The 23,392-nt window shown below is 65.6% G+C and carries 18 protein-coding genes and 1 pseudogene; 6 read left to right on the plus strand and 13 right to left on the minus strand.

Going from position 1 to position 23,392, the window contains the following annotated elements; translation table 11 throughout:
- Nucleotides 1–15 precede the first annotated feature (15 nt).
- The 6 genes from ACQKPE_RS00850 to ACQKPE_RS00875 form a co-directional block, all read right to left on the minus strand.
- The gene (locus tag ACQKPE_RS00850) at nucleotides 16–219 is read right to left on the minus strand and encodes a hypothetical protein (RefSeq protein ID WP_427662891.1); all 204 of its coding nucleotides are present in this window, start codon (nucleotides 217–219) and stop codon (nucleotides 16–18) included.
- A 36-nt stretch (nucleotides 220–255) separates the two neighbouring features.
- Complete coding sequence (locus tag ACQKPE_RS00855; protein WP_427662892.1) at nucleotides 256–3,384, minus strand: efflux RND transporter permease subunit; 3,129 nt, start codon at nucleotides 3,382–3,384, stop codon at nucleotides 256–258.
- A gap of 15 nt (nucleotides 3,385–3,399) precedes the next feature.
- Complete coding sequence (locus ACQKPE_RS00860) at nucleotides 3,400–4,653, minus strand: efflux RND transporter periplasmic adaptor subunit (protein WP_427662893.1); 1,254 nt, start codon at nucleotides 4,651–4,653, stop codon at nucleotides 3,400–3,402.
- Between the two features lie 44 nt (nucleotides 4,654–4,697).
- A complete protein-coding gene (locus tag ACQKPE_RS00865; protein ID WP_427663026.1) occupies nucleotides 4,698–5,924 on the minus strand; it encodes a TolC family protein in 1,227 nt (408 codons plus the stop codon).
- A 139-nt stretch (nucleotides 5,925–6,063) separates the two neighbouring features.
- Complete coding sequence (locus ACQKPE_RS00870) at nucleotides 6,064–6,609, minus strand: thioredoxin family protein (RefSeq protein WP_427662894.1); 546 nt, start codon at nucleotides 6,607–6,609, stop codon at nucleotides 6,064–6,066.
- Nucleotides 6,599–6,886: a DUF2790 domain-containing protein gene (locus ACQKPE_RS00875; protein WP_427662895.1), complete on the minus strand. Its 288-nt coding sequence runs from the start codon at nucleotides 6,884–6,886 to the stop codon at nucleotides 6,599–6,601. The genes ACQKPE_RS00870 and ACQKPE_RS00875 overlap by 11 nt, the downstream gene beginning before the upstream one ends.
- Nucleotides 6,887–7,105: 219 nt before the next feature.
- Here ACQKPE_RS00875 and ACQKPE_RS00880 point away from each other — a divergent pair, with 219 nt between their 5' ends.
- From ACQKPE_RS00880 to ACQKPE_RS00890, 3 genes are all read left to right on the plus strand, one after another.
- Nucleotides 7,106–7,846, plus strand: coding sequence for a response regulator (locus ACQKPE_RS00880; RefSeq protein ID WP_427662896.1), 741 nt, complete (start codon nucleotides 7,106–7,108; stop codon nucleotides 7,844–7,846).
- Nucleotides 7,843–9,132 carry a sensor histidine kinase gene (locus tag ACQKPE_RS00885; RefSeq protein WP_427662897.1) on the plus strand — a complete coding sequence of 430 codons (1,290 nt, stop codon included), beginning with the start codon at nucleotides 7,843–7,845 and terminating at the stop codon, nucleotides 9,130–9,132. Before ACQKPE_RS00880 ends, ACQKPE_RS00885 begins: the two co-directional genes overlap by 4 nt.
- 118 nt (nucleotides 9,133–9,250) lie before the next feature.
- Nucleotides 9,251–9,742 carry a DoxX family protein gene (locus tag ACQKPE_RS00890; RefSeq protein WP_427662898.1) on the plus strand — a complete coding sequence of 164 codons (492 nt, stop codon included), beginning with the start codon at nucleotides 9,251–9,253 and terminating at the stop codon, nucleotides 9,740–9,742.
- A gap of 41 nt (nucleotides 9,743–9,783) precedes the next feature.
- Here the strand turns inward: ACQKPE_RS00890 and ACQKPE_RS00895 are convergent, their stop codons facing one another.
- The 7 genes and pseudogenes from ACQKPE_RS00895 to ACQKPE_RS00925 all read right to left on the minus strand — a co-directional run bounded on the left by ACQKPE_RS00895 (nucleotide 9,784) and on the right by ACQKPE_RS00925 (nucleotide 20,573).
- The gene (locus ACQKPE_RS00895; protein ID WP_427662899.1) at nucleotides 9,784–10,488 is read right to left on the minus strand and encodes a DNA-binding domain-containing protein; all 705 of its coding nucleotides are present in this window, start codon (nucleotides 10,486–10,488) and stop codon (nucleotides 9,784–9,786) included.
- Complete coding sequence (locus ACQKPE_RS00900; protein ID WP_427662900.1) at nucleotides 10,481–11,314, minus strand: DUF692 domain-containing protein; 834 nt, start codon at nucleotides 11,312–11,314, stop codon at nucleotides 10,481–10,483. Before ACQKPE_RS00900 ends, ACQKPE_RS00895 begins: the two co-directional genes overlap by 8 nt.
- A 137-nt stretch (nucleotides 11,315–11,451) precedes the next feature.
- Nucleotides 11,452–11,706: pseudogene (locus tag ACQKPE_RS00905) on the minus strand (hypothetical protein); the annotation flags it as partial.
- A 165-nt stretch (nucleotides 11,707–11,871) separates the two neighbouring features.
- The gene (locus ACQKPE_RS00910) at nucleotides 11,872–12,429 is read right to left on the minus strand and encodes a DUF4174 domain-containing protein (RefSeq protein ID WP_427662901.1); all 558 of its coding nucleotides are present in this window, start codon (nucleotides 12,427–12,429) and stop codon (nucleotides 11,872–11,874) included.
- A 217-nt stretch (nucleotides 12,430–12,646) separates the two neighbouring features.
- Complete coding sequence (locus tag ACQKPE_RS00915; RefSeq protein ID WP_427662902.1) at nucleotides 12,647–17,146, minus strand: NEL-type E3 ubiquitin ligase domain-containing protein; 4,500 nt, start codon at nucleotides 17,144–17,146, stop codon at nucleotides 12,647–12,649.
- 97 nt (nucleotides 17,147–17,243) lie between these two features.
- Nucleotides 17,244–19,604, minus strand: a complete 2,361-nt coding sequence (locus ACQKPE_RS00920) for a DNA polymerase II (RefSeq protein ID WP_427662903.1) — start codon at nucleotides 19,602–19,604, stop codon at nucleotides 17,244–17,246.
- Between the two features lie 48 nt (nucleotides 19,605–19,652).
- Nucleotides 19,653–20,573, minus strand: a complete 921-nt coding sequence (locus tag ACQKPE_RS00925; RefSeq protein WP_427662904.1) for a LysR substrate-binding domain-containing protein — start codon at nucleotides 20,571–20,573, stop codon at nucleotides 19,653–19,655.
- A 160-nt stretch (nucleotides 20,574–20,733) separates the two neighbouring features.
- On the opposite strand from ACQKPE_RS00925, the gene ACQKPE_RS00930 reads away from it, so the two are divergent.
- From ACQKPE_RS00930 to ACQKPE_RS00940, 3 genes are read left to right on the plus strand one after another with little or no spacing between them, the layout of a single operon-like run.
- Nucleotides 20,734–21,510: a YqcI/YcgG family protein gene (locus ACQKPE_RS00930; RefSeq protein WP_427662905.1), complete on the plus strand. Its 777-nt coding sequence runs from the start codon at nucleotides 20,734–20,736 to the stop codon at nucleotides 21,508–21,510.
- A gap of 2 nt (nucleotides 21,511–21,512) precedes the next feature.
- Nucleotides 21,513–22,145, plus strand: a complete 633-nt coding sequence (locus ACQKPE_RS00935) for a LysE family translocator (protein ID WP_427662906.1) — start codon at nucleotides 21,513–21,515, stop codon at nucleotides 22,143–22,145.
- A gap of 28 nt (nucleotides 22,146–22,173) precedes the next feature.
- The gene (locus ACQKPE_RS00940; protein ID WP_427662907.1) at nucleotides 22,174–23,265 is read left to right on the plus strand and encodes a hypothetical protein; all 1,092 of its coding nucleotides are present in this window, start codon (nucleotides 22,174–22,176) and stop codon (nucleotides 23,263–23,265) included.
- Nucleotides 23,266–23,392 lie beyond the last annotated feature (127 nt).

Raw genomic sequence — 23,392 nt, forward strand, 5'->3', positions numbered from 1 at the left:
ATCTCGCGACTTCGGCTACGCCGAAGGGCGCTGCGCGCCATGGCCCTCCAGACGCCTCCGTTCGGCCTCCTGTAAGTCGCAATTTGTGTCGCCTGAACTACCGCGCACGAAGATCAAGAGCAAGATCAAAAGCGGTTGCGAGGCGCTTCGCGCTCGCAGGAACAGGAACAGGAACAGGAACAGGAACAGGAACAGGAAGAGCGAAGCAGCACCTTGCATGCGCTGCTTCGCTCAAGAGCCCCCCATCAGGCCAACTCAATCCTCCCGCCGATACGCCCACTGGTACAACGCCGGCAATACCAGCAAGGTCAACGCCGTTGACGACAGGATCCCGCCAATCACCACCGTCGCCAGCGGCCGCTGCACCTCAGCCCCGGTACCGGTCGCCAACGCCATCGGAATGAACCCCAACGACGCCACCAACGCAGTCATCAGCACCGGCCTCAACCGCGTCAAAGCACCTTCCTCAATGGCCACCCGCAACGGACGACCTTCCTCACGCAGGGCGCGGATGAAAGCGATCATCACCAGCCCGTTGAGCACCGCCACCCCCGACAGGGCAATGAACCCCACCCCGGCGGAAATCGACAGCGGAATATCCCGCAGCCACAGCGCCAACACCCCGCCGGTAAGGGCGAAAGGAATCCCGGTGAACACCAGCAAGCCATCGCGCAGGTTGTTGAACATCATCAGCAGCAAGGCCATCACCAGCAGCAACGCCACCGGCACCACCACCTGCAAACGCTCGGCCGCCGACTGCAACTGCTCGAACTGCCCCCCCCAACGCGTCCAGTAACCCGGCGGCACCGGCGCCTGCTCGATCAGCGTCTGCGAAGCCTCCTCGACGAACGACCCCAGGTCACGCCCACGCACGTTGGCACTCACCACCACCACCCGCTTGCCATCCTCGCGGCTGACCTGGTTCGGCCCCAGTTGCAGGTCGAGTGTGGCCACCTGGGACAGCGGGATGAAACCGATCTGCGTCGTGCTGGCGCTGGCCGGTACTGGAATCAGCAGGCTCGACAGACCGTCGACATCGGTACGCAAGGTTTCCGGCAAGCGCACCACCATGTCGAAGCGCCGGTCGCCTTCGTACAGGGTGCCCGCCGTACGCCCCCCCACAGCGATGGCCACGGCGTCCTGCACCTCGGCCACGTTCAGGCCATAGCGCGCCGCCTTATCGCGGTCGATGTCGATGGTCAGCACCGGCAGGCCGGTGGTCTGCTCCACCTTCACTTCCGAGGCGCCCGGCACCTGCTGCAAGGTGGCAGCGATTTGTGCGGCGGTACGCTCCAGCACCGCCATGTCATCACCGAACACCTTCACCGCCACATCGCTGCGCACGCCGGAAATCAGCTCGTTGAAACGCAACTGGATCGGCTGCGACAGCTCATGGTTGCTGCCCGGCACGCTGGCCGCAGCGCGCTGCACCTCGGCGATCAGCGCCTCGCGCGGCTTGCTCGGGTCGGCCCACTGCGCCTGGGGCTTGAGCATCACATAGGCGTCGGAGATGTTCGGCGGCATCGGGTCGGAGGCGATCTCGGCGGTGCCGGTGCGGGCGAACACCCGCTCTACTTCCGGCACCTGGGCGATGATCGCCTTCTCCAGACGCTGCTGCATGTCCACCGACTGGCTCAGGCTGGTGCCCGGCACCCGCAGCGATTGCAGGGCAATATCGCCCTCGCTGAGGCTGGGGATGAACTCGCTGCCCATGCGGCTGGCCAGCACGCCGGACAACAGCACCAAGGTGGCGGCACCGGCGAACGCCAGGTTGCGCCGGCCCAGCACCCAGGCCAGCACCGGGGCGTAACGCTCGCGCGCGGTGCGCATCACCACGCCCTCCTCCTCCTTGACCTTGCCGGTGACGAACAGGGCAATGGCCGCGGGCACGAAGGTCACCGACAGGATCATCGCCCCCAGCAGCGCCATCACCACGGTGAAGGCCATGGGGTGGAACATCTTGCCCTCGACCCCGGTGAGGGCAAAGATCGGCAGGTACACCACCATGATGATCAACTGCCCGTAGATCAGCGGGCGACGCGCCTCGCGGGCGGCGGCGAACACTTCGTGGAAGCGCTCGGTGCGGGTCAGCAGGCGGCCATGGCGCTGCTGGGCGTGGGCCAGGCGGCGGATGGCGTTCTCGACGATCACCACCGCGCCGTCGACGATGATGCCGAAGTCCAGTGCGCCCAGGCTCATCAGGTTGGCGCTGACCTTGTTGCTGAACATGCCGGTGAAGGTGAACAACATCGACAGCGGGATGACCATGGCGGTAATCAGCGCAGCACGAATGTTGCCCAGGAACAGGAACAGCACCGCGACCACCAGGATCGCGCCCTCGATGAGGTTCTTCTTCACCGTGGCGATGGCTTTTTCGACCAGGTTGGTGCGGTCGTACACGGTCACCGCCACCACGCCCTTGGGCAAGGTGCGGTTGATTTCCTCAAGCTTGGCCGCCACCGCCTGGGACACCGCCCGGCTGTTCTCGCCAATCAGCATGAACACCGTGCCCAGCACCACCTCGCGGCCGTTCTCGGTGGCCGCGCCCGAGCGCAGTTCCTCGCCCAGGCCCACCTCGGCCACATGGCTGACGCGGATGGGCGCGCCGTCGGCACTGGAGATGACGATGTTGGCGATGTCTTCGAGCGAAGCCACCTGCCCCGGCGCACGCACCAGCAATTGCTCGCCGTTGCGCTCGATGTAGCCGGCACCGACGTTGGAATTGTTGCTTTGCAGGGCGCCGACCAGGTCATTGAGGGTCAGCTTGTAGGCCGCCAGGCGCTTGGGGTCTGGCGCCACCAGGTACTGCTTGGCGTGGCCACCGATGCTGTTCACCTCGGCCACGCCCGGCACGTTGCGCAGCTGGGGCTTGATGATCCAGTCCTGGATCACCCGCAGGTCGGTGGCCGTGTAAGGCGTGCCATCGTCCTTGAGCGCGCCCTCCTGGGCCTCGACCGTCCACAGGAAAATCTCGCCCAGGCCGGTGGAAATCGGCCCCAGGGCTGCCTCGATGCCTTCGGGCAACTGCTCGCGGGCCACTTGCAGGCGCTCGTTGACCAGTTGCCGGGCGAAGAAGATGTCGGTGCTGTCATCGAAGATCACTGTCACCTGCGACAGCCCCGAACGCGACAGCGAGCGAGTCTGCTTCAGGTTTGGCAAACCGGCCATGGCGGTCTCGATGGCGAAGGTGATGCGCTGTTCGGTTTCCAACGGCGAATAGCCAGGCGCGGCGGTGTTGATCTGCACCTGCACGTTGGTGATGTCGGGCACCGCGTCGATGGGCAGCTTCTGGTAGCTGTACACGCCCACGGCGGCCATCAGCAGCACCGCGAGCATGACCACCAGGCGCTGCTCGATGGCGAATTGAATGATGCGTTCGAACATGACGGGGTTCCCGGATCAGTGGCTGTGCTCGGCCGAGCCCTTGCCCAGCTCGGACTTGAGGACGAAGCTGCCAGCGGCAGCCACCTGGGTGCCGGCCGCCAGTCCCTGGGTGACCTCGACGAAGCCCGCGTCGCGTCGGCCCAGTTGCACCGGCACCGCCTCGAAGCCTTCCTCGGTACGGGCGAACACCACTTCGCGTTGCTCCACGCTCTGCACCGCGCTTTGTGGTACCACCACGGCGACGTCACGGCGCTCGACGCTGACGGCGATGTTGACGAACAGCCCAGGGCGCCAGGCGCCGTTGGGGTTGGCCAGGGTGGCGCGGGCGGTGGCGGCGCGGTTCTGCTCGCCGAGCAGGTTGCCGACGTAGTTGATGGTGCCCTGCACCTCGGCGTTCAGGTCAGGGGCGCTGACCACCACATTGCGGCCGCTGGTGACCTTGTCCAGGTCGCGCGGGGCCACGGCGAACGTTGCCCAGACCCGGTTCAGGTCGGACAGGGTGAAGGCGTTGCTGGCCTCGCCGACCACTTCGCCGACGGTCAGGTGCTTTTCCACGACCACGGCATCGAACGGCGCCCGCAGCTCGTAGCGGTTGCCGCTGCCCGCCGGGGCCACGGCGGCGACTTTCTGCCGGGCGTTGGCCAGGGCGATTTCCGCTTCTTGCAGGCTCTGGCGGGCTTGCAGGTAGTCTTGTTCAGCGCTGATACGCTCTTGCCACAGCTGCTTTTCCCGCTCGAAGGTCAGGCGCGCCAGCTCCAGGCGACGCTGGGCGGCCTGCTGCTCGCTGCGCAGTTCGGAGATCTGCTGGCTGGCGATCACTGCCAGCACCTGGCCGCGCTTGACCGCCTGGCCCAGGTCGGCCTGCACCGACTCCACCACACCCGGTACCCGCGGCACCACGTGGGCGGTGTGGTCTTCGTCGAAGCGAATTTCGCCGGGGAAGCTGATGGCGGTGCCCATGGCGCGCGGGCCGGCGGTGGCCAGCTGGATGCCGGCGGCCTCGATCTGTGCAGCGCTCAGGTGCAGGCCGCCCTCCTCTTCATGGCCCTCCTCTTCATGGCCTTCTTCGCCATGTCCCTCTTCGCCATGGCCTGCCTCTTCCTTCTCATCATGGGCATGCCCAGCTTTTTCCTCATGGCCATGGCCCGCCTCGCCGTGGTCATCGTGGGAACCCTGGCCAGGTGCCAGGTTGCCGTTCCAGGCCAGGCCGCCGACGCCGAGCACGGCGACGGCAGCTACCAGGATGGCGAGCTTGCGTGGGTTGTTCATCGTTGCTCCTGCTGGTGGTGCGCAAAAGGGGAAATGGCTGGGGCTCAGCGCTCGAGTTCGCCGTACATCCGCTCGACCTGTGCCCGCGCATCGCTGGCGGTGGCCAGGGCGTCGAGGTACTGGCTGCGGGCTTCGATCAACGTGCGCTGGGCATCGAGCACATCGAGGAAGGCAAACTTGCCGCGCTCGAAGCCTCGGGTGGCGGTGTCCACGGCCTGGCGCGCCGATGGCAGGATGGTGCGGTCGTAGGCGTCCACCTCAGCCATGGCCATGGCCCATTGGCTCAGGGCGCTGCGGGTGTCACTGCGCAGGCGCAGTTCCACGGCGTTGCGCAGGTCGCGGGCCTGGTCGGCGCGGCGCGCGGCGCTCAGCACGTTGCCCTGGTTGCGGTCGAACAGCGGCAAGGGCATCGACAGCCCGACCACGTTGATGCGGTCACGGTCTTCGCGGCTGTACTGGCTGCCGACGCTGACGGTGAGGTTGGGAATGCGCTGGGCCTTTTCCGAACCCAGGCTGGCCTCGCCACGTTCGACCTGCGCGGCGGCCAGGCGCCATTCAATGGTTTGCTCGACCTTGGCCAGCAGGCGCTCGGCCTCCGGTGCCGGGCCAGGCGACAGGGCCACCCCTTCAAGCTGGATGAAGTCGGCGCGGGCACTGCCGGTGAGCCGCGCCAGGGCCTGCCAGGCCACGCGGCGCTCGGACTCGACGCGGCGCAGTTGCGCTTCGGCCTGGGCCAGCTGGACCTGGCCGCGGGTCTCTTCGACCGGTGACGACTGCCCCGCCGTGACCCGCCCCTGCACCACCCGCAGGCCACGTTCGGTCAGGGCACGCGATTGCTCGGCCAGTTCCACGGCGGTCTGCGCGCGCACAGCGGCATGGAAGGCCTGGGTGACATCGGCGCGCAGGCCGTTGGCCTGGCGCTCCAGGTCCAGCTGGGCGATGGCCTGGCCAGCCTGCGCCACCTCGACCCGCGCGCCGCGCTTGCCGCCCAGCTCCAGCGCTTGGCTGAGCATCACCGTGGTGGTGCTGGTGTCGCGGCGGGTGTCTTCCATCTCCCAGGACAGCTCGGGGTTGGGCAACAGCCCGGCCTGGCGCCGCTCGCCCTCGGCGATACCGATTTCCTGGCGCACGGCGGCCAGTTCCGGGTTGCTGGCGAAGGCGGCGGCAAGGGCTTGGTCCAGGGTCAGGGGTTGCTCCGCTCGGGCGGCGGGAGCCGCCGAGAGCAGGCATAACAGGGCGATGCTAAAGGGGGTGGCGCGGTTGAACGGCACGGTCACGAGTCCTCGTCGGCAAGCTTTACGGAGCCAGGCCGGGACTGTAGGGAGGGCTGGTTATCGTGGCGGTGGCGGGAACATTACAATTCTGTAATCAAGCGATGGGGCTGCATCGGCCTGCTCGCGGGCAAGCCCGCTAACCGGGCTCCGCCAACAGTTCACGAATCACCTTCTCCTGCCCGTCATAGTCGCCTTCGCCGAAGTGCACATGGCGCACCTGTCCACGCCGGTCGACGAAGTAATGCGCAGGCCAGAATTGGTTACCCCAGGTGTTCCAGATCAGGTAGTCGTTGTCCACGGCCACCGGGTAGGCGATGTCCAGCTTGCGCACCTGCTCGCGCACCTTGCCCAGGTCATGCTCGTAGTCGTACTCGGGGGTGTGCACGCCGACCACCACCAGCCCCTGGTCGGCATAGCGCCGCGACCAGTCGTTGACATGCGGCAGACTGCGCTTGCAGTTGATGCAGTCGAAGGTCCAGAAGTCCACCAGCACCACCTTGCCCTTGAGCGCGGCGGTATCCAGGGGGGGCGAGTTGATCCACTGCTCGGCCCCGGCCAGCGAGGGCATCGGGCCCAGGCTGTCTCGGGCCAGCTGGTGGCCCGCAACGCCCAGGCCGACCAGCGCCAGGGCCACGCCGGCCACCTTGAACAGGCGCCGGCGGGCGGGCCGGTCAATTGTCATAGCAGCCCCCGGTGGCGTAGCTGCGGTAGTCGAGGCCGTGCAACTGGCCTTGGGAGTCGCGATATTCCATGCGGGTGTTGACCACGCCGCAGGTGTTGGCGTCTTCCTGGGTCACCGACACCACTTTCTTGATATCCAGGCGGTCACCGTAGTGGTATTGCATCACCTGGATGTCGCTGCTGGCCTGGGGGCTGGCCAGGGTGCTCGCCTGGGCGGCGATGGCTCCCAGGCCAAGGACGGCGAACAGGCTGGCGCGGGCAAGGGTCTTGAGGTTCATGGCATCTCTCCTGAAGCAGGTTTGGCGGTGGGGAGGTTGCTCCCCGGTCGAGAGCCATTTGACGCCCGGACGGTATCGCGGATGTGTCGAGGAACGCGGCCTTGTGCCTTTTGCTGTATCTGTAGCGCAACCAGATACACTGCAATACAAACCCCGGCAGGCAACCGCCAGCGGCGTCGGTACACTGGCGCCATTGCACTTGTCACAGGACACCCTCCGATGGAACACGTCGATCACATCCTGGTCGTCGACGACGATCGCGAAATCCGCGAACTGGTCGGCAACTACCTGAAGAAGAACGGCCTGCGCACGAGCATCGTCGCCGATGGCCGGCAGATGCGCGCCTTCCTGGAAGCCAACACAGTCGATTTGATCGTGCTCGACATCATGATGCCCGGCGACGATGGCCTGCTGCTGTGCCGCGAGCTGCGCGCCGGTCGCCACCGCAACACACCGGTACTGATGCTGACCGCGCGCAACGACGAGACCGACCGCATCATCGGCCTGGAAATGGGCGCCGACGACTACCTCACCAAGCCGTTCTCGGCGCGCGAGTTGCTGGCGCGGATCAACGCCGTGCTACGCCGCACGCGCATGCTGCCGCCGAACCTGACCATCAGCGAAAGCAACCGGCTGATCCGTTTCGGCCAATGGCGCCTGGACACCACCGCGCGCCACCTGCTGGACGACGAAGGCACCCTGGTGGCCTTGAGCGGTGCCGAATACCGCTTGCTGCGGGTGTTTCTCGACCACCCGCAGCGGGTGCTCAGCCGCGAGCAGTTGCTCAACCTCACCCAAGGCCGCGAGGCGGATATCTTCGACCGTTCCATCGACCTGCTGGTCAGCCGCCTGCGCCAGCGCCTGGGTGACGATGCCCGCGAGCCCACCTGCATCAAGACCGTACGCAGCGAAGGCTATGTGTTCTCGCTGTCGGTGCAGTTGATCGAGACGCCGCTATGAAATGGCCACGCACCCTGGCCTCGCGCCTGGCGTTGATCTTCCTCACCGGGCTGGTGCTGGCCTACGGCCTGTCCTTCGGCTTGCAGTTCTACGAGCGCTACATCAGTAGCCGCACGATGATGCTGAGCAACCTGGAGATGGACGTGGCCACCTCGGTGGCCATTCTCGATCGCCTGCCTGCCGCCGAACGCGCCGACTGGCTGGCGCGCCTGGAGCGGCGCAACTACCGCTACCGGCTCGACAAAGGCCTGGACGGCGAGGCGATGCCGACCGCCAACCCGCCGATGGCCGCCGACTCCATCGTCAAGGCGATCGGCCACGACTATTCACTGACCTTCCAGGAAATTCCCGGGCCACGCGCGCATTTCCAGACCCACCTGAGCTTGGCCGACGGCGCGCCCCTGACCATCGATGTCACCCCGCAGATGGAGCCGGTGGCCAGCTGGTTGCCGGGCATCCTGTTGCTGCAACTTGCCCTGTTGCTGGCCTGCACCTGGCTGGCCGTGCGCTTGGCGATCGGCCCGTTGACCCGCCTGGCGCGGGCGGTCGACCAGCTCGACCCGGACAAACCTGGCCCCTTGCTGGATGAAACCGGGCCGCGCGAAGTGAAGTACGCCGCGGTGGCCTTCAACACCCTGCAAGCGCGCATCGGCGCTTACCTCAAGGAGCGCATGCAACTGCTGGCGGCCATCTCCCATGACCTGCAAACCCCGATCACCCGCATGAAACTGCGGGTCGAGGTAATGGACGATGGCCAGGAGCGCGACAAGCTGTGGAGCGACCTCTGCGAAATGGAACACCTGGTACGCGAGGGCGTGGCCTATGCTCGCAGCATGGATGGCACCACCGAGCAGCCGGTGCGCCTGAACCTCGATGCCTTCCTCGACAGCCTGGTGTTCGATTACCAGGACAGCGGCAAGCAGGTCGAACGTTGCGGTAGCACCGACAGCGTGCTGCAAGCCCGCCCCCATGCCTTGCGCCGGGTGCTGTCGAACCTGGTGGACAACGCCCTGAAGTTCGGTGGCACGGCACGTCTGGAGGTAGAGCGGGTGAGCGGCGGTGTTACGTTCATTCGTGTGCTCGACCAAGGCCCCGGCATTCCCGAGCAAGAGCTGGACGAAGTGCTCAAGCCGTTCTATCGCGTGGAAGGCTCGCGCAACCGCAGCACCGGTGGTACCGGGTTGGGGTTGGCAATTGCCCAGCAGTTGACCCAGGCCATGGGCGGGCGACTGACCTTGCGCAACCGCGCCGAAGGCGGCCTGTGTGCCCAAGTCGAGCTACCTTGAGGCGCAGGCCTGGCCACTACACAGCGATACACATCGGCGCGCCCCCGGACACACTGCAGATACCCCCACACAGCACACTTCTCGTCACTGTCCTCTGCCGCCAAACGAGAACCTGCACATGAACATCTTGATCAATCGCACCTTCAGCCAAGTCGACCGCATCGGCCTGTGGGGCGCCGACCTGCCGCTACGGCTTTTCCTGGCCTGGGAGTTCTTCGAGTCGGGCCTGGAGAAGCTCAACGGCGCCAACTGGTTCGTCGACCTGCAAGGGCGCTTCCCCTTCCCTTTCAACGTGCTGCCAGCGGAGTTGAACTGGCAGTTGTCGTTGTGGGCCGAGCTGATCTGCCCGCTGCTGTTGTTGCTGGGGTTGGGCACGCGGTTGGCATCGGCGGTGCTGATGGTGGTGACGGTGGTGGCGATTGCCGCCGTGCACTGGCCTTCGCACTGGGGCTCGCTGGCGGAGCTGGCGCGCGGCTATGCGATCACTGACAAGGGCTTTGGCAACTACAAGCTGCCATTGATCTACCTGGTGGCGTTGCTGCCACTGCTGCTCAAGGGGGCTGGTCGGTTGAGCCTGGACCACCTGCTGCGCCGGCGCTTCGCCCGCTAGGCTCAAGAACGTGCGCCGCGGATCATCGCGGCGCACCGGCCTCACAAGCGTGTACCGACGATCACGCCCTGCCCACGCAAGCCCTCGAGCATTGCCCGCCCCTGCTCCAGCCCTCCCTCTGCGCCCAAGGCAAGCAGACGTTCACGGCCGCTCCCCTGCATAGACAGCAGTTGGTAGGCCAAAGGCGACAAGCGCGCGAACTGCACCTTGAACGCTGCATCGCGACACACCAGCAACAGCGTCGGCACCTCGGGCAACTGCTCGGGCAGATGACCCGGGCCGATACGTTCTACCGGCCATTGGTACGCCAACACCCGGGCGACGCTCGACAGCAGGGGCTCCCCTTGCAGCAGGTCGCCGCATGGGTCATGCGGCGGGTCCTGGGCATCACTCAGGTACAACTGCGCCTCGACCCACTCGTAGTGGGCCAGCTCCAGCTGCCAGGGTGCATCCAGCTCGATGCCTTGCAGGTAGTCGACGAAGGCTTCGCCGATTTCGGTGAACAACGGCGTATGGCTGCGGTAGTTGGCGTAGAAGTCGCGCACGCGCACATGCCAGAGGGCCTCGCCCAGGCATTGACGCAGCACTGGGAAACCGCCCGCGAGCTGGCTTTCGATGGCGCTGTAGAACAGTTCCCGGTAGACCTTCAGGCGCCGCGCCTCGATGCCCGGTGGCGGTGGGTTGGCCGCTGGGTCGCGCAGGTGGCGGGCCAGGGTGAATTGTTGCTCGCGCAGGGTATCAGCCATGGGCAAGGCTCCCGGCCGCCTGCTGCACCGCGCGGATACGCGCAGTCTCTTGCAGCAGCTCGCCCAAGGGGGGGTAGTTGAAATCGCGCTCCAGTACCGTGGGCTGGGCACCGAAGCGTTGGCAGGCGCTGGCGAACAGCGACCAGACGTCCTCTTTCACTGCTGCGCCGTGGGTGTCGACTTTAAGGTCCGGCGCTTCGTCATAGTGACCCGCCACGTGCATGCCCACCACCCGCTGCACCGGCAGCCGGGCGAGGAACGCCAGGGCGTCGTAACGGTGGTTGCAGGCGTTGACGAAGACATTGTTGACGTCCAGCAACAGGTCGCAGTCGGCCTCGTCCAACACCGCGTTGACGAACTGCAACTCGCTCATGGCCTGGTAGGGGGCTGCGTAGTAGCTGATGTTCTCCACCGCAATACGCCGCCCCAGGTGATCCTGGGCCTGGCGGATGCGCGCAGCCACGTGGTGGACCGCTTCGTCGGTGAAAGGAATCGGCATCAGGTCGTAGAGGTGGCCATCGTCGCTGCAATAGCTCAAGTGCTCGCTGTACAAGCGTACCTGGTAGCGTTCGAGCAAACGCCGGGTGGCGTCGAGCAGGTTCACATCCAGCGGCGCGCTGGCGCCCAACGACAGCGACAAGCCGTGGCAGGCAATGGCGAAGCGCTCGGCCAGTTGGGCCAGGCCCTTGCCATAAGCGCCGCCGACGTTGATCCAGTTTTCCGGTGCCAGCTCGAGAAAGTCCACGGCATCGTCGTCCATGGCCAAGAGCTCGGGCAACAAGCCGCGTCGCAAACCCAGGCCGGTGAGCAAATGTTGTCGCTTCATGAAAAACCTCCACGGGAAACGGCAAACGCGCGCGGGGCAAGCCTGCTCCCACCGACTGGTTGGGAGCGGGCTTGCCCCACATTCAATGGCCGAGGTGCGGGCCAGGTGATTGGGCAGCGACTGGCCTTTTAACTGGCGCCACACTTGCCCTCACCGCACTTGCCTTCGCCCTTCGTGGTCTTTGCGTCGGCACCACACTTGCCTTCGCCCTGGGTGGTTTTTTCGCCAGCGCCGCACTTGCCTTCACCGCACTTGCCTTCACCCGTGGCCTTGGCCGAGGCCAGTTGGTAACCCTGCGCCAGCGGCTCGACGGCGAAGGCACTGTTGCCCACAGCCATGCCGCCGATCAGTGCGACGCCCAGCAAGCCCAGGGATTTGCGTGTGTGTGTCATGGTGATGCTCCACTGTGGTTGGGTAGTGGAGTCATTTAGCCGCCCGGGTGTGTCGTGGGTGTATCGCCGAGGGGAGGGTTTTGTATGGGAGTGGGTCTGGGGAGGGCGTAGATACACAAAGATACAGGCCGCGACTGCCAGGGGTCGCGGCCCGGGAGGGGGCAATCAGTCTTCCAGAGGTTTGGGGGGTGCCGAAGGTTTCGCCGGTTTGGCCGGCTTGGCATCCTTGGCCTTGGGCTCGGCCTCAGGGGCTGCCGCCACCGGCTCGGGTGCCGTCACGGCCTTCTCGCTGGCCGGCAGTTCGTCAACGGCCTTGAAGATCACCTGCGGGTCAAGCTTCTCGCCGCTGTCGTCATCCTTGAGCACGTGCCGCTCACCGTCCTTGCCCACCAGGATCACCTTGGTGCCCTTGCTGGCACCCAGCTTGAGCTCGCGGATCAGCGCCATGGTGGTCTGCTGCTCCAGGTTCTTGTCCTCGCGCTTGCCGATCATGTTGGCCACGCTGTACAGCACCAGGTTGCGTTCGGCGAAGGCGGCCTTGGTGGCCGGGTCTTCCAGGGCCTGGTTCAGGCCGCGCAGGGTCGGGTCGGCGCTGCTGGGCGCGATGACCACCAATGGCCGAGCCTTGCCCTGCTCCTTGGCCAGCGGGGCGTCGCTGTCGGCGGCGAACGCGGGGCCTGCGGCAGCGAACAGAATGGCGAGGGTCAATGACCGGACAAGCATGTGCATCTCCTTGTGTTCTCGATAAACCAATGACTGCGAATCATGGAGAAAGATCCGAGCCGCGAGCCTAAACCACAGGGCCGGGAAGCCGCTCAAGTCAAAGGTAACTTCCGATTTCCAGACCCAGGCTACGGCACTTTGGGAAAATGCCGATGCCCGATCCTGAGAATAGTCCAAAGGCGGCCGCACGGGGCCTGGTTAGCCCCGTGCGGCCCTCTCAAGGTTGTGCCGCCAGCACCTCCAGGGTCAGGACCCTCATCAATTCCAGGCGCGCAGCCTGGCGTTCATCGTTAACGGCATTCATGCCAGACAGGTATTCGCCCTCAGGCATCGTGTCGATCGCCTCCGACAACACCTCCAGGCGCTCATGGAAGGGCATGTCCAACGCCGTGAAACGCTCGGCATAAGCCCGCACCAGATGCTCTTGCCAGAAGGTGCGCTGCACCAGCGACTGTGCCAGCTGCTCATCGGTTTGCGCCGACAGCACCTGGCTACGCGCCCGGTCGATGCGTGCCTGGTCGAGCCCGGCGACCTCCCCGAAGGCCATGTCGCCCGGCTGGGCCGGTAGGTCGAGCTCGTCGCGCAGGGCCAGGCGGTAGGCCAGGCCCACTTCGATCTCGTCGGGGTCGCTGCCTGAGGCGCGGCGTTGCTGGATATCCGCCAGGGCGATACGGTCGACCTCGTCCAGCCGCCACAATTGCCGCCCCAGGTGCAGCAACGCCGCCTCCTGGCCACCGGCCTGGGCATCGACACTGGCGCGCCACACCAACATGCGCAGCTCCAAGCCGCTGAACGCCAACGCGACGCTGTCCTGGCAGGTGCGTGGCAAGGCTGCCTGGGTGAACAGCGCCTCGCGCAGTTCGGTGTGCTCGCGCATCGCCTGCTGCATGCTGAACACCCGTGCACTCAAGGCGCGGCGGTTACGCTGGAAATCCACGGTTTCCAGCAAGCCCGTGAGCAGGGCGAAGTATTCGTCGGAGCCCTCCTCGCCCTCCAGTTCGTCCCAACCAGCGGAACGTTCGGCGCGCTGGAGGTTGCCGACGCTGTCCAGCCAACGCCGCCGTGGGCTCACCGCGCTGTCGAGCCCGGCATGCAGCTCGCTCAGCCCATGGGCCTCGAGATACCCGGCATAGCGCACGGCCTCGGCCACTTCGAAGGGGTTTTCCTGCAACAGGATGGTACTGCTGAGCCAGCCGGGTGCCCGGTAGAAACGCTCGGGCAAGCCAGTGATGCGGTTGTCGCGCAGGTCAGCCACGGTAAGCTCAAGGCGATCGAGCAAGGCCGGCGGCAATTCATCGATGTCGGTGCCGCGCATGTGCAGACGGCGCAGGTTCCCCATGCGATGCAACGGAAAGGTTCGCCCCAGTGGGTTGTGCGAGAGGTTGATGAATTCCAGCGACACGCACCCGGCCAGGCTGTGGGCCTGCTCGGCGTCCAGGCGGATATTGTTGTCGAACAGGTCCAGCTCACGCAGCTCGAGCAAGGCGTTCAGGCCTGCGGGCAAGCGTGTGAGGCTATTGTTGGCCAGCTCCAGCACGCGCAACTGGGGGAAGCTGCGCAGGAAACTCAGCGGCACATCCTCCAGCCCCATGGCCATCAGCGATAACTCATGGACATGGGAGAAGCTGACCTGTGCAGGCAGCTCCGGCAAGGTGCGCAGCGTCGTCGCCCAGACACTCAAGCGATAACCCCGTGGCTGCCCACGATGATCGTGCAGGCGGTTTGTGCGGCGGTGCCAACAGTTGCGCAGGGCATCGGCAAAACCGTGGCGCTCCAGGCGTTGCGTCATGCTACCCGGCTGCTCGGCCCACTCGATCAGGTGCCGGCGCAGCAAGTTGCGCTCCGACTCCAGGCGATCGAGTTCCCGGGAAACGTCACGCCCACTGTCGCGTACCCCAATCAACCAGGCATCGATCTCCTCATCGCTGAACGTTGGGTACAGGTCGCGTATACGGGTCATCAGCGCACGCGAGTAGCGCTGCCCGGAACCGCGCCCGCTCAAGGGGTAGCCCAGACGACCGTCGGCCAGACGCTGAGGGGGGCGGAACCAGCCAAGCGTGCGGTCACCGCCAAGCAGCCGCTGCACCTCGGCACGCCGCTCCAGAGCCAGGCTGCCAAGCTCGGCACGCAGGTGGTCGGCGAAAGGTTCGAAGCCCAGCATGGCCTGGCGCTGCGCCGGGTCATAGGCGGCGGCCATGGTCGTGAACAGCTCGCCGGGCCCGCTCAGAACCTGGCCGCGCGCATCCTGCAAGGTGAAGCGGCCCTGGAGATGGAACAGCTCGAAACAGTGCTCGCCCTGTTGCTCACCGACCGCCAGCAGCAACGGCCCGTCCTGGGAACCCTCGTACAGCCGCCAGCCCAGTTCGCTCGGCGCACCATACAGGCCAGGGCTGAGCCCCAGGCTGACCCTGGCCAGGTCGGCCCCCTGCGCCACACCCAGGTACAAGCCATCGTAGGCACGGCTGATACGAATGTTCGCCACCGCCTCACGCGCGGCCTGCGCCAGGCGCAGTGGCACCCGCCCGCTGTCGCGCAAGCGCTGGCGGTCGACGACTCTCGCGTTGCGCAACAACTCGGCTGCCGCGCGGCCATGTAGCGAGGGAAACTGGCGACGCAATACAACGGCATCGGCATCGTCGTCACCCTGCTCGGCCTGGTACACCCGCTCGAACAACTCCGCACGCCTGGCCTGCAACTGCCTCGCCAGTTCACTATCGGCCAGCGTCTGGCCATACAGCGCACGGGCATGCTCAAGCAGTACGGCATCGTTGGAAACGGCGCCCCCGGCCAAGGCCCAGCGCAGGTCGCGGATACGCTGGTCGAGGTGGTGGCGCGCGACGCTATCGAGCACCTGCGCATCGGCGCCCAAGCCGTGCACATGCAAGGCGCGCAAGTAGTCGGCGCCAATACCCTGACTGGCCAGCACCTGGCTGATCTGGGTTTCGTCCAAGCGATCGAATGGTGCACCGAGGCGCTGGAACAGTTGCGAGGTATCGGCCCATTCCTGTGGCTGCTCGGTCCACACTCGCCAGGCGCCCGCGCCGTTGTGGCGCAACTCGGGAGCAAGCCCATTGTGTGCGCTCAGTCGCCAGTTGCCATCGACGCTTTCGCGCACGGCATAGGAATGCCTACCCATGGCGACCCAGGCTTGGTCGTCGAGCCGGTAAACCCCTTGGACATCGCGAAGGGCAGCGGTTGGCGGCGCCTCGACGCGATACGCCGCCAGGTCGGGGTTCCATAGGCGGGTCGTAGCGTTTTCCAGGGTGACCGGCACCAGCGCGTCCACCTGTGTTGCGCGCGTCCATGCGCGGCTGACCACACTGGCCCCCGCTGCGGTGGCGGCGATGATCGCCAGGTCGCTGGCCACGTTGATGAGGTGGTCGAACGCCTCGCTGCTGTCGCCCTCATGCCAGGCCTCGATGCCGTGGTACACCTCGGCGAGCAGCTCCCATGCACTCACTGCCAGCAATGCCAGGCCCACCCCCGGGACGAATAGGCCCGCCAGGTTGAGCAAGGCCCAGCCCTCGGCGGCCAGGCGTTGGTCGTGCTCGCGCTGCAGCGCCAGGTCGATCGCGGCCACTGGCACGGCGATCAATGCCGCATCGTCCTTGATCTGGGCGATACGTGCCTGGGCCAGGCTGTCGAACAGCGGCCCTGGCCAAGGCTGCATGTGCTCGCCGAGGTCGATGTTGGCCAGCTCGCCTACCCCGGCAAAACCGCTGATGACCTGGGAGAAGAACCTCTGGCTGTCGCGGCGCCGCACGAAGCGGCTGAAGAAACGCTGGTAACCGGGCGTACGCAGCTGGCGTCCCAGGTCGTTGGCCAACTGGCGCAGGCTCGGGCAGACGCGCCAGGGCGCGACGGGGTCCCCGGGCACATACACCAGCACCCGCAAGCTGGTACTGCGCAGCGGCTCAAGGTGCTCGTCGCGAATGTCCACCACGACGATCTGCTCCAGCTCGCAGCCCAGCAATTTCAGGCGTTTGAGCTGCACAGGGCTTCCCTCGAACGACAATGGCGAATGCAGGCCACACAGGCGCACCAGCAATTGCAGTTCGGCCTCGTTCAACGCGCCCTTGATATGCGCCACATGGGCATCGGCCAGCATCGCGTAGCGCTGCGCCCGGGCCAGCAGCGAGTGCACGCTGCGGCGCTCGTCGGCATCGCCGGGCAGCAGCACGCTGTCCAGATGCTGCTGGTAGCGGGCGCCTAGGTCGAGCGTACGGCAGCAGTTGGCGAACTGGCTGGCGCTCAACCAGGACAGCGGCTGGCCCTGGGCATCGAGCACGGCGTTCAGCGGGTACTGCCCGCCTTCGCTGGCCTGCTCGGCGTCGAAGTTGCGCAGGGCCGCCTCCAGCAGGGGCACCTGACCATAGACCAGCTCGGTGACTGGGTAGCCGATCGGCTGCGAAACCACCACGGGCTCGCGTCGCCCTTGGCGAAAGTGCGACTGGCGCACGTCCAAGGGGACCCCAGTCAGTGCGTGCAGTGCCTCGACCAGCAGCAGCTCGGCGAACCGGTCGATACCTTCCAGGCGTTGCAGTATTTCGCTCACGCGCTGGCGGAAGTACAGGCTCAAGGTCATGGCATCCTGGAGCGCCGAGAGCTGTGCGGGGCTGGCCTGGCGTAACCAGGCTGGCAGCAGTTGGCCGATGAGATGGTCCTGGTACGACTGCGAAAGCTTGCGGGTAGTGGCGGTGTCTTGAGACGGCTGCATGGCTGGCCCCTTCTGCTTGGAAAAGGGGCTTAGCCTGGGGCGTAGTCGACGAAAGAAGGCGTTAGCCGATTGGCACCCTGGGCCCTGTATGAAAAGCCTAGAACAGTGGCATCTGGCGGTCGGTGAGCGCCGCGAAATCATCGCCCACGAACGGCAGGATCGCATCGGCCACCGGCTGCAGTTGCCGGCTCAGGTAATGCTCATGATCGATCGGCGATTGCAGGTTCTCCAGCGGCTCCGGGCCGTTGGTGGTGATCAGGTAGGCGATCCAGCCGCCCCTCTGGTACTGCCGTGGTCGCCCGAGGCGGTCGTTGTATTCGTCAGCCAGGCGCGCTGCACGCACGTGGGGCGGCACGTTGCGCTGGTAGTCGGCCAGCGGGCGGCGCAGGCGCTTGCGGTACACCAAAAGTTCGTCCTGCTCGCCCGCCAGGGTGCGGCGCACGAAATCACGCACGTACTCGCGGTATGGTTGGTCGCGAAACACCCGGCCGTACAGCTCCTGCTGGAACTGGCGGGCCAACGGCGACCAGTCGGTACGCACCGACTCCAACCCCTTGTACACCACCTCCTGGCTGCCATCGTCGCGCAGCACCAGGCCTGCATAACGCTTCTTGCTGCCTTCGTCGGTGCCGCGGATGGTCGGCATCAGGAAACGCCGGTAGTGGGTCTCGAACTGCAACTCCAACGCACTGTCCAGGCCCATCTCCTGGCGCAGGTGTTCGCGCCACCACTGGTTGACCTGCGCCACCAGCGCCCGGCCGATGCGTGCGGCATCGGCTTCGTCATGGGCACGCTTGAGCCAGACGAAGGTGGAGTCGGTGTCGCCATAGATCACTTCCAACCCCTGGGCTTCGATCAGGGCACGGGTCTGGCGCATGATCTGGTGCCCGCGCATCGTGATGGACGACGCCAGGCGCGGGTCGAAGAAGCGGCAGCCGCTGGAGCCCAGCACACCGTAGAAGGCGTTCATGATGATTTTCAGGGCCTGCGACAACGGCGCATTGCCGTCCCTCTTGGCGGCCTCGCGGTTTTGCCAGACCCGCTCGACGATGGCCGGCAAGGCATGCCGGGTGCGGGAAAAACGCGCGCCGAGAAAGCCTTCGACCGCATGCGCGTCGTCCGGGGTGTGCAAGCCTTCGATCAAACCCACCGGGTCGATCAGGAAGGTGCGGATGATCGAGGGGTACAGGCTCTTGTAGTCCAGCACCAGCACCGACTCGTACAACCCTGGCCGCGAGTCCATGACGAAGCCACCAGGGCTGGCCTGCGCCGGCAGGCTGCCCAGGTTGGGCGCGACCAGGCCCAGGCGGTGCATGGGTGGAATGTACAGGTGGCAGAATGCGGCCACCGAACCGCCACTGCGGTCCACCGGCAGGCCGGTGACGGTGGCGCGCTCGAGCAGGAATTCCAGCAACCGGGTGTGGGCGAAGATCCGCGTCACCAGCTCGCAGTCCTTGAGGTTGTAGCGCGCCAGTGCCGGTTTGTCCTCGGCGAAGCGGCGGTTGATTTCGTCCATGCGCTGGTACGGCGTGTCGATCGCCTTGCCTTCGCCGAGCAAGGTCTGGGCGACATTCTCCAGGCTGAACGAGGGGAAGCTCCAGGTGGCCGAGCGCAGCGCCTCGATTCCGTCGATCAGCAGGCGCCCAGGCGCCTCGGCGAACACATGGTTGCCGTTGGTGTGCTCGCGCAGGGTCAGTGGTGCGCCATCGCGGCCCAGGCACAGCGGCACTTGCAGGGCCTTGGCATGCTGGTGCAGCAGGCGCAGGTCGAACTGGATGAGGTTCCAGCCGATGATCGCGTCGGGGTCGTGGCGTGCCAGCCATTGGTTCAGGCAGTCCAGTAACTGGGCACGGTCGTCGCAGTAGTGCAGGTCGAAATCCACCGGCGTGTCGCTGGGCGTGGCGCTGCCGAGCATGTAGACCTGGCGCTGGCCACAGCCTTCCAGGGCGATGCTGTAGAGCTCGCCGCGTTCGCTGGTCTCGATGTCCAGCGACACCAGGCGCAGCTTGGGGCGGTAGCCGGACTGCGGCTTGAGCTGGGCGTCGACGAGCGCGCCGTGCTCGTCAAGGCGCCCGCCGAACAGCACCGGGGCAGTGATGAAACGCTCCATCAGGTAGCGCTCCGGCGGGCGGATATCGGCCTCGTAGACTTCCAGGCCAGCGCTGCGCAGACGCTTTTCCAAGGCCATCAGTTGGCGGTGCTGGCGGCAGTACAGGCCCATCACCGGACGCTGCTGGAAATCGCGCAGGGCCAAGGGGCGCAGCTCGGACCCCGGCTCGTCGGCCAATAGCGTACGGATGTGCTCGGCCTGCTCGGCCAGCACGAACGCCACCGAGGGCTGTGCAGGCAGGCGTACGCGCTGCGGGCCCTGCTCGGTGGCCAGCCAGAACTCGACGCAGGTGCCTTCGGGCGTGTCATGCCAGTGACGGGTCAGGACAAAGCCCTGCTGCAACTCCACGGGAAACCTCGATGCTGTATCGGCGATACGCGATTCTACCTGTTTGGCTCAGTCGTACAGGTACTTGATGTCCTTGTACGACAGTGGCGGCACCTGGCCGAGCAGGTAGTCGCGCAGCCGGTGCATCTGCCGCGCCTTGGGGCTGGCCTTGAGCCAGGTCATGTAGTAGCCGTCACCGGTCGCCACAGCCTGCTTGAACGGCGTGACCAAGCGCCCGGCGGCCAGGTCGGCGCTGGCCAGCACCAGGTCGACCACCGACACGCCCATGCCCTGCTGGGCCGCCGAGATGCCCTGGTCGAGGGTGTCGAACACCTGGCCCTGGTCGATGCTGATGTCCAGTGCATCGACCCGCGCCAACCAACGCCGCCAGTCGCGCCGGTCGGGTGACGGGTGGATGATTTCGCAGCGGCGCAGCACCTCGAGGCCCGGCTCAGGGGCTTGCAGGTAATCGGGGTGGCACGCCGGGATCAGCCACTCGTCGAACAGCTTCAGGCTTTCGATATCGGGGGGGAAGTGGCCGTTGCTGAGCAGGATGGCGCAGTCGTAGGGCTCGGAGTAGAAGTCCACGGTGTCGATGTCCATCCACACGCTCGACAGCTGCACGCTGCTGTTGTCGTCGACCTTCTTGAAACCGTCCAACGCCCTGAGCAGCCAGCGTACGGCGAGGGTCGAGGCCGCCTTCAGGCGCAGGCCGTAGCGGTCCTGGCGCAGCAGCGCACAGGCATTTTCGATGATCTTGAAGCCGACCTTCAGTTCCTGAGCTAGCAAACGGCCATGTTCGGTCAGGCGCAACTTGGGGCCGCGACGTTCGAACAGGTCGCAACCGAACAAACTTTCAAGGGTCTTGATGTGGTGGCTGACCGCACCTTGGGTCAGGGCCAGCTCCTCTGCCGCGCGGGTGAAAGAGCCATAGCGCGCGGCCACTTCGAAGGCGCGCAGGGCGTGCAGTGCTTGAATCCGTTCCGACATCGCCGCCTTCCAGAGCATGAGTAAGACTAATAGTAGCTCATAGTTCCAGGCGTTTTACAACCGTAAGTCATTCTCAGAAAATGCAGGTAAATAATAAAAACATATAACCGAAACGCCTATATATGGCGAAAAGTTTAATTGCTATTACCTGGGGAAATTCATGTTTACGGGGTATGGAAACTGCTACCGCCTGGATGCGCTAGAGCTGGCCGATGAACATGTGCAAAACCGCCAGCACTGGACGTACAAGACACTGCAACACTTCAAGGCCACTGTCGGCCAACCGGGGTTTCCCTGCCTGTTCGGACGCAAGGCGGTGGCGGCCGCCACCTGCCACATCGTCTTCGCCCGCGCCGAGCAGCCTGCCAACGATATCGCCCAAGGGTTGGCCGATTACGTTCGCCTCATCGGCCCAATTCCACTCAAGCAACGTATTGGTACGCCGCTGCTGGTGTTCCTGGAAAGCAGCGCAGAGGGCGCGCTGGCCGAACAGCAGGCGCTGGCCTGGAAGATCCTGCAACAGGTGCATGCCCGCGACCCTCACCCCTGGCCCCAGGACGTACCGCGCGACCCCCACGATACCCAGTGGTCGTTCTGCTTCGCCGGCATGCCGCTGTTCATCAACATGAGTTTCCCCTCGCACCGGCGCATGAAGAGCCGCAACCTGGGCAACAGCATCACCTTCGTCATCAACCCGCGGGAGAGCTTCGACGAGGTCGCCAGCGCCCGCACCGAAAGCGGCCAGCGTATCCGTGCACGCATCCGCGAGCGGGTAGCGCGCTACAACGATGGGGTGATGCCCGAAAACCTGGGCTTCTTCGGCCAGGACGACAATTTCGAATGGAAGCAATACCAACTGCAGGAGCCCGGCCAGCCGCAACCCGCGCGCTGCCCCTTCCACGCCCACGCAATGCCTGAACAACAGATCGAGAACTGAACGTGAATACCGCCCTGACTGCCACCTACGCCCTCACCGTCCTGCTGCTGATCGCCACCCCCGGCCCCGTGGTCGCGCTGATCGTCAACACTGCCGCGGCCTCTGGCTCGCGCAAGGCCCTGTTCACCGCCGTCGGCACCAATTGGGCATCGCTGGTGCTGATCGGCGCTGCCGCGTGGATCATCATGACCAGCGCCGCCATCGACAAAGCCTGGCTCAGCGGCATGAGCCTGCTGGGCTGCCTGTTCATCGGCTACATCGCCGTGGGCACCCTGCGCGAAGCCTGGCAGGCAGCACCCGCCGCCAGCGATGCACCGGCGACTCCCGCCAAGCCTGGCCGCGGCGGCTTGTGGCAAGGCTTCATGGTGGGTATCTCCAACCCCAAGGACATCATCTTCTTCATTTCCTTCTTCCCACAGTTCATCCAGATCACCGAATCGTTCGAAAAAAGCATGGTGGTGCTGTCGTTGCTGTGGATCGCCATCGATTTCGCCGTGCTCAGCCTGTACATCTTCGCCATCGGCAAGATCGCCTCGCAACGCAGCAACCGCCTGATCAGCCTGGCCTCGGGCGTTGCCCTGCTGCTGATCGCCCTCGGTGGCCTGGCATACAACTTCAGGGAACTGGCTGCCTGAGCCCGCACCCACCAAGCAAGGAGCGCCTATGAACGCGATCGACGACACCCTTGCGGGCCGCCCCCTTCCCTTGCCCGTGGACTACCAGCGCTTTCTCTCGCTGGGCAGCCGTCGCGCGCCGCAGACGCTCTATGTGCATGAACGCGGCTATCGTTCGAGCACCATCAACACCGACACCCTGGGCCTGCGCTACAGCCATCTGGCCGGCAAGCGCTTCTCGGTGGGCGAACGCGGTGGCGCACCTCGCGTCAACCTGCTGGTCGGCGGCTCCACCGCGCTGGGCATCGGCGCCAGCTCCGATGAACATACGGTTGCGTCCTACCTGTCGATGCTGACCGGCGAGGTGTGGCTGAACCTGGGTGGCTGCGGCCTGAACGCTGCGCAGGAGCTGCTGATGTTCCTCAGCCACCAGCACCGCCTGGGCCAGGTCGGCCACGTGGTGGTGCTGAGCGGGCTCAATACCCTGGCCCACGAAGCCCTCGGCGAGATCCTCGCGGATGGCCAGCCGATGGCATCGGCAAAGCCCTATCAGGATTACCTGAATCGTTTCACTGAAGGCCTGCAAGCATGTGGCCAGCCACCCCACGCGTCGCTCTGGCAACGCCTGGGTCGGGCACTGGCGCCTCGGCGTCTCGAGCCGTGCCCCAGTACTATCACGCTGTCATCACCGGAAAAACGCCTGGCGCAGGCTGCCGACATGATCGGCCGTACCCTGCGCCATTGGGAGCGCTTCCTGGCCGACAGCCACACCACCCTGACCTTCATCCTCCAGCCCTTGCTCCCCTGGTGCCGGGAACAGGTACCGGCAGGCGAGCTGTCGATGCTCTCGGCACTGGAGCAGCAACCCTCGCACTTCGATGCGCTGCTGGCCGGGGTCTTCGACAGCCAGCTGCATGCCACTTTCTTCCGGCGCATCAAGCACCAGGCCGACACCGTGCCCTGCTACGACATGAACGGCATGCTCAGCAGCTCACCGGTGTTCGGTGAAAACCTGTTCGTAGACCGCCTGCATTTCAACGACCTGGGCAACAATGCCCTGGCCAAGGTCATCACCGCCAAGCTCGGCCTGGCCCAGGAAAAGTACGCCAGCCGCAAGGTCACCCCCATCAAGCTCGTCTGACATCCGAGCAACGGTCTTTCGGCAAACGCCCATCGGTGGCTAGAATAGCGCCCCAACGCTTTCGATCCGCTTGAGGCACCGCGTATCCGACATGAACATCCAAGCCGCCGTTACGCCTTTGGCCGCA

This window comes from Pseudomonas sp. NPDC089554 (assembly GCF_050280645.1).
Taxonomy (GTDB): Bacteria; Pseudomonadota; Gammaproteobacteria; order Pseudomonadales; family Pseudomonadaceae; genus Aquipseudomonas.

Excerpts from the sequence above, each read along its gene's own strand:
- ACQKPE_RS00850 (WP_427662891.1), bottom strand. The coding sequence starts at position 219 with ATGCAAGGTGCTGCTTCGCTCTTCCTGTTCCTGTTCCTGTTCCTGTTC.
- ACQKPE_RS00855 (WP_427662892.1), bottom strand. The coding sequence starts at position 3,384 with ATGTTCGAACGCATCATTCAATTCGCCATCGAGCAGCGCCTGGTGGTC.
- ACQKPE_RS00860 (WP_427662893.1), bottom strand. The coding sequence starts at position 4,653 with ATGAACAACCCACGCAAGCTCGCCATCCTGGTAGCTGCCGTCGCCGTG.
- ACQKPE_RS00870 (WP_427662894.1), bottom strand. The coding sequence starts at position 6,609 with ATGACAATTGACCGGCCCGCCCGCCGGCGCCTGTTCAAGGTGGCCGGC.
- ACQKPE_RS00875 (WP_427662895.1), bottom strand. The coding sequence starts at position 6,886 with ATGAACCTCAAGACCCTTGCCCGCGCCAGCCTGTTCGCCGTCCTTGGC.
- ACQKPE_RS00880 (WP_427662896.1), top strand. The coding sequence starts at position 7,106 with ATGGAACACGTCGATCACATCCTGGTCGTCGACGACGATCGCGAAATC.
- ACQKPE_RS00885 (WP_427662897.1), top strand. The coding sequence starts at position 7,843 with ATGAAATGGCCACGCACCCTGGCCTCGCGCCTGGCGTTGATCTTCCTC.
- ACQKPE_RS00890 (WP_427662898.1), top strand. The coding sequence starts at position 9,251 with ATGAACATCTTGATCAATCGCACCTTCAGCCAAGTCGACCGCATCGGC.
- ACQKPE_RS00895 (WP_427662899.1), bottom strand. The coding sequence starts at position 10,488 with ATGGCTGATACCCTGCGCGAGCAACAATTCACCCTGGCCCGCCACCTG.
- ACQKPE_RS00900 (WP_427662900.1), bottom strand. The coding sequence starts at position 11,314 with ATGAAGCGACAACATTTGCTCACCGGCCTGGGTTTGCGACGCGGCTTG.
- ACQKPE_RS00910 (WP_427662901.1), bottom strand. The coding sequence starts at position 12,429 with ATGCTTGTCCGGTCATTGACCCTCGCCATTCTGTTCGCTGCCGCAGGC.
- ACQKPE_RS00915 (WP_427662902.1), bottom strand. The coding sequence starts at position 17,146 with ATGCAGCCGTCTCAAGACACCGCCACTACCCGCAAGCTTTCGCAGTCG.
- ACQKPE_RS00925 (WP_427662904.1), bottom strand. The coding sequence starts at position 20,573 with ATGTCGGAACGGATTCAAGCACTGCACGCCCTGCGCGCCTTCGAAGTG.
- ACQKPE_RS00930 (WP_427662905.1), top strand. The coding sequence starts at position 20,734 with ATGTTTACGGGGTATGGAAACTGCTACCGCCTGGATGCGCTAGAGCTG.
- ACQKPE_RS00940 (WP_427662907.1), top strand. The coding sequence starts at position 22,174 with ATGAACGCGATCGACGACACCCTTGCGGGCCGCCCCCTTCCCTTGCCC.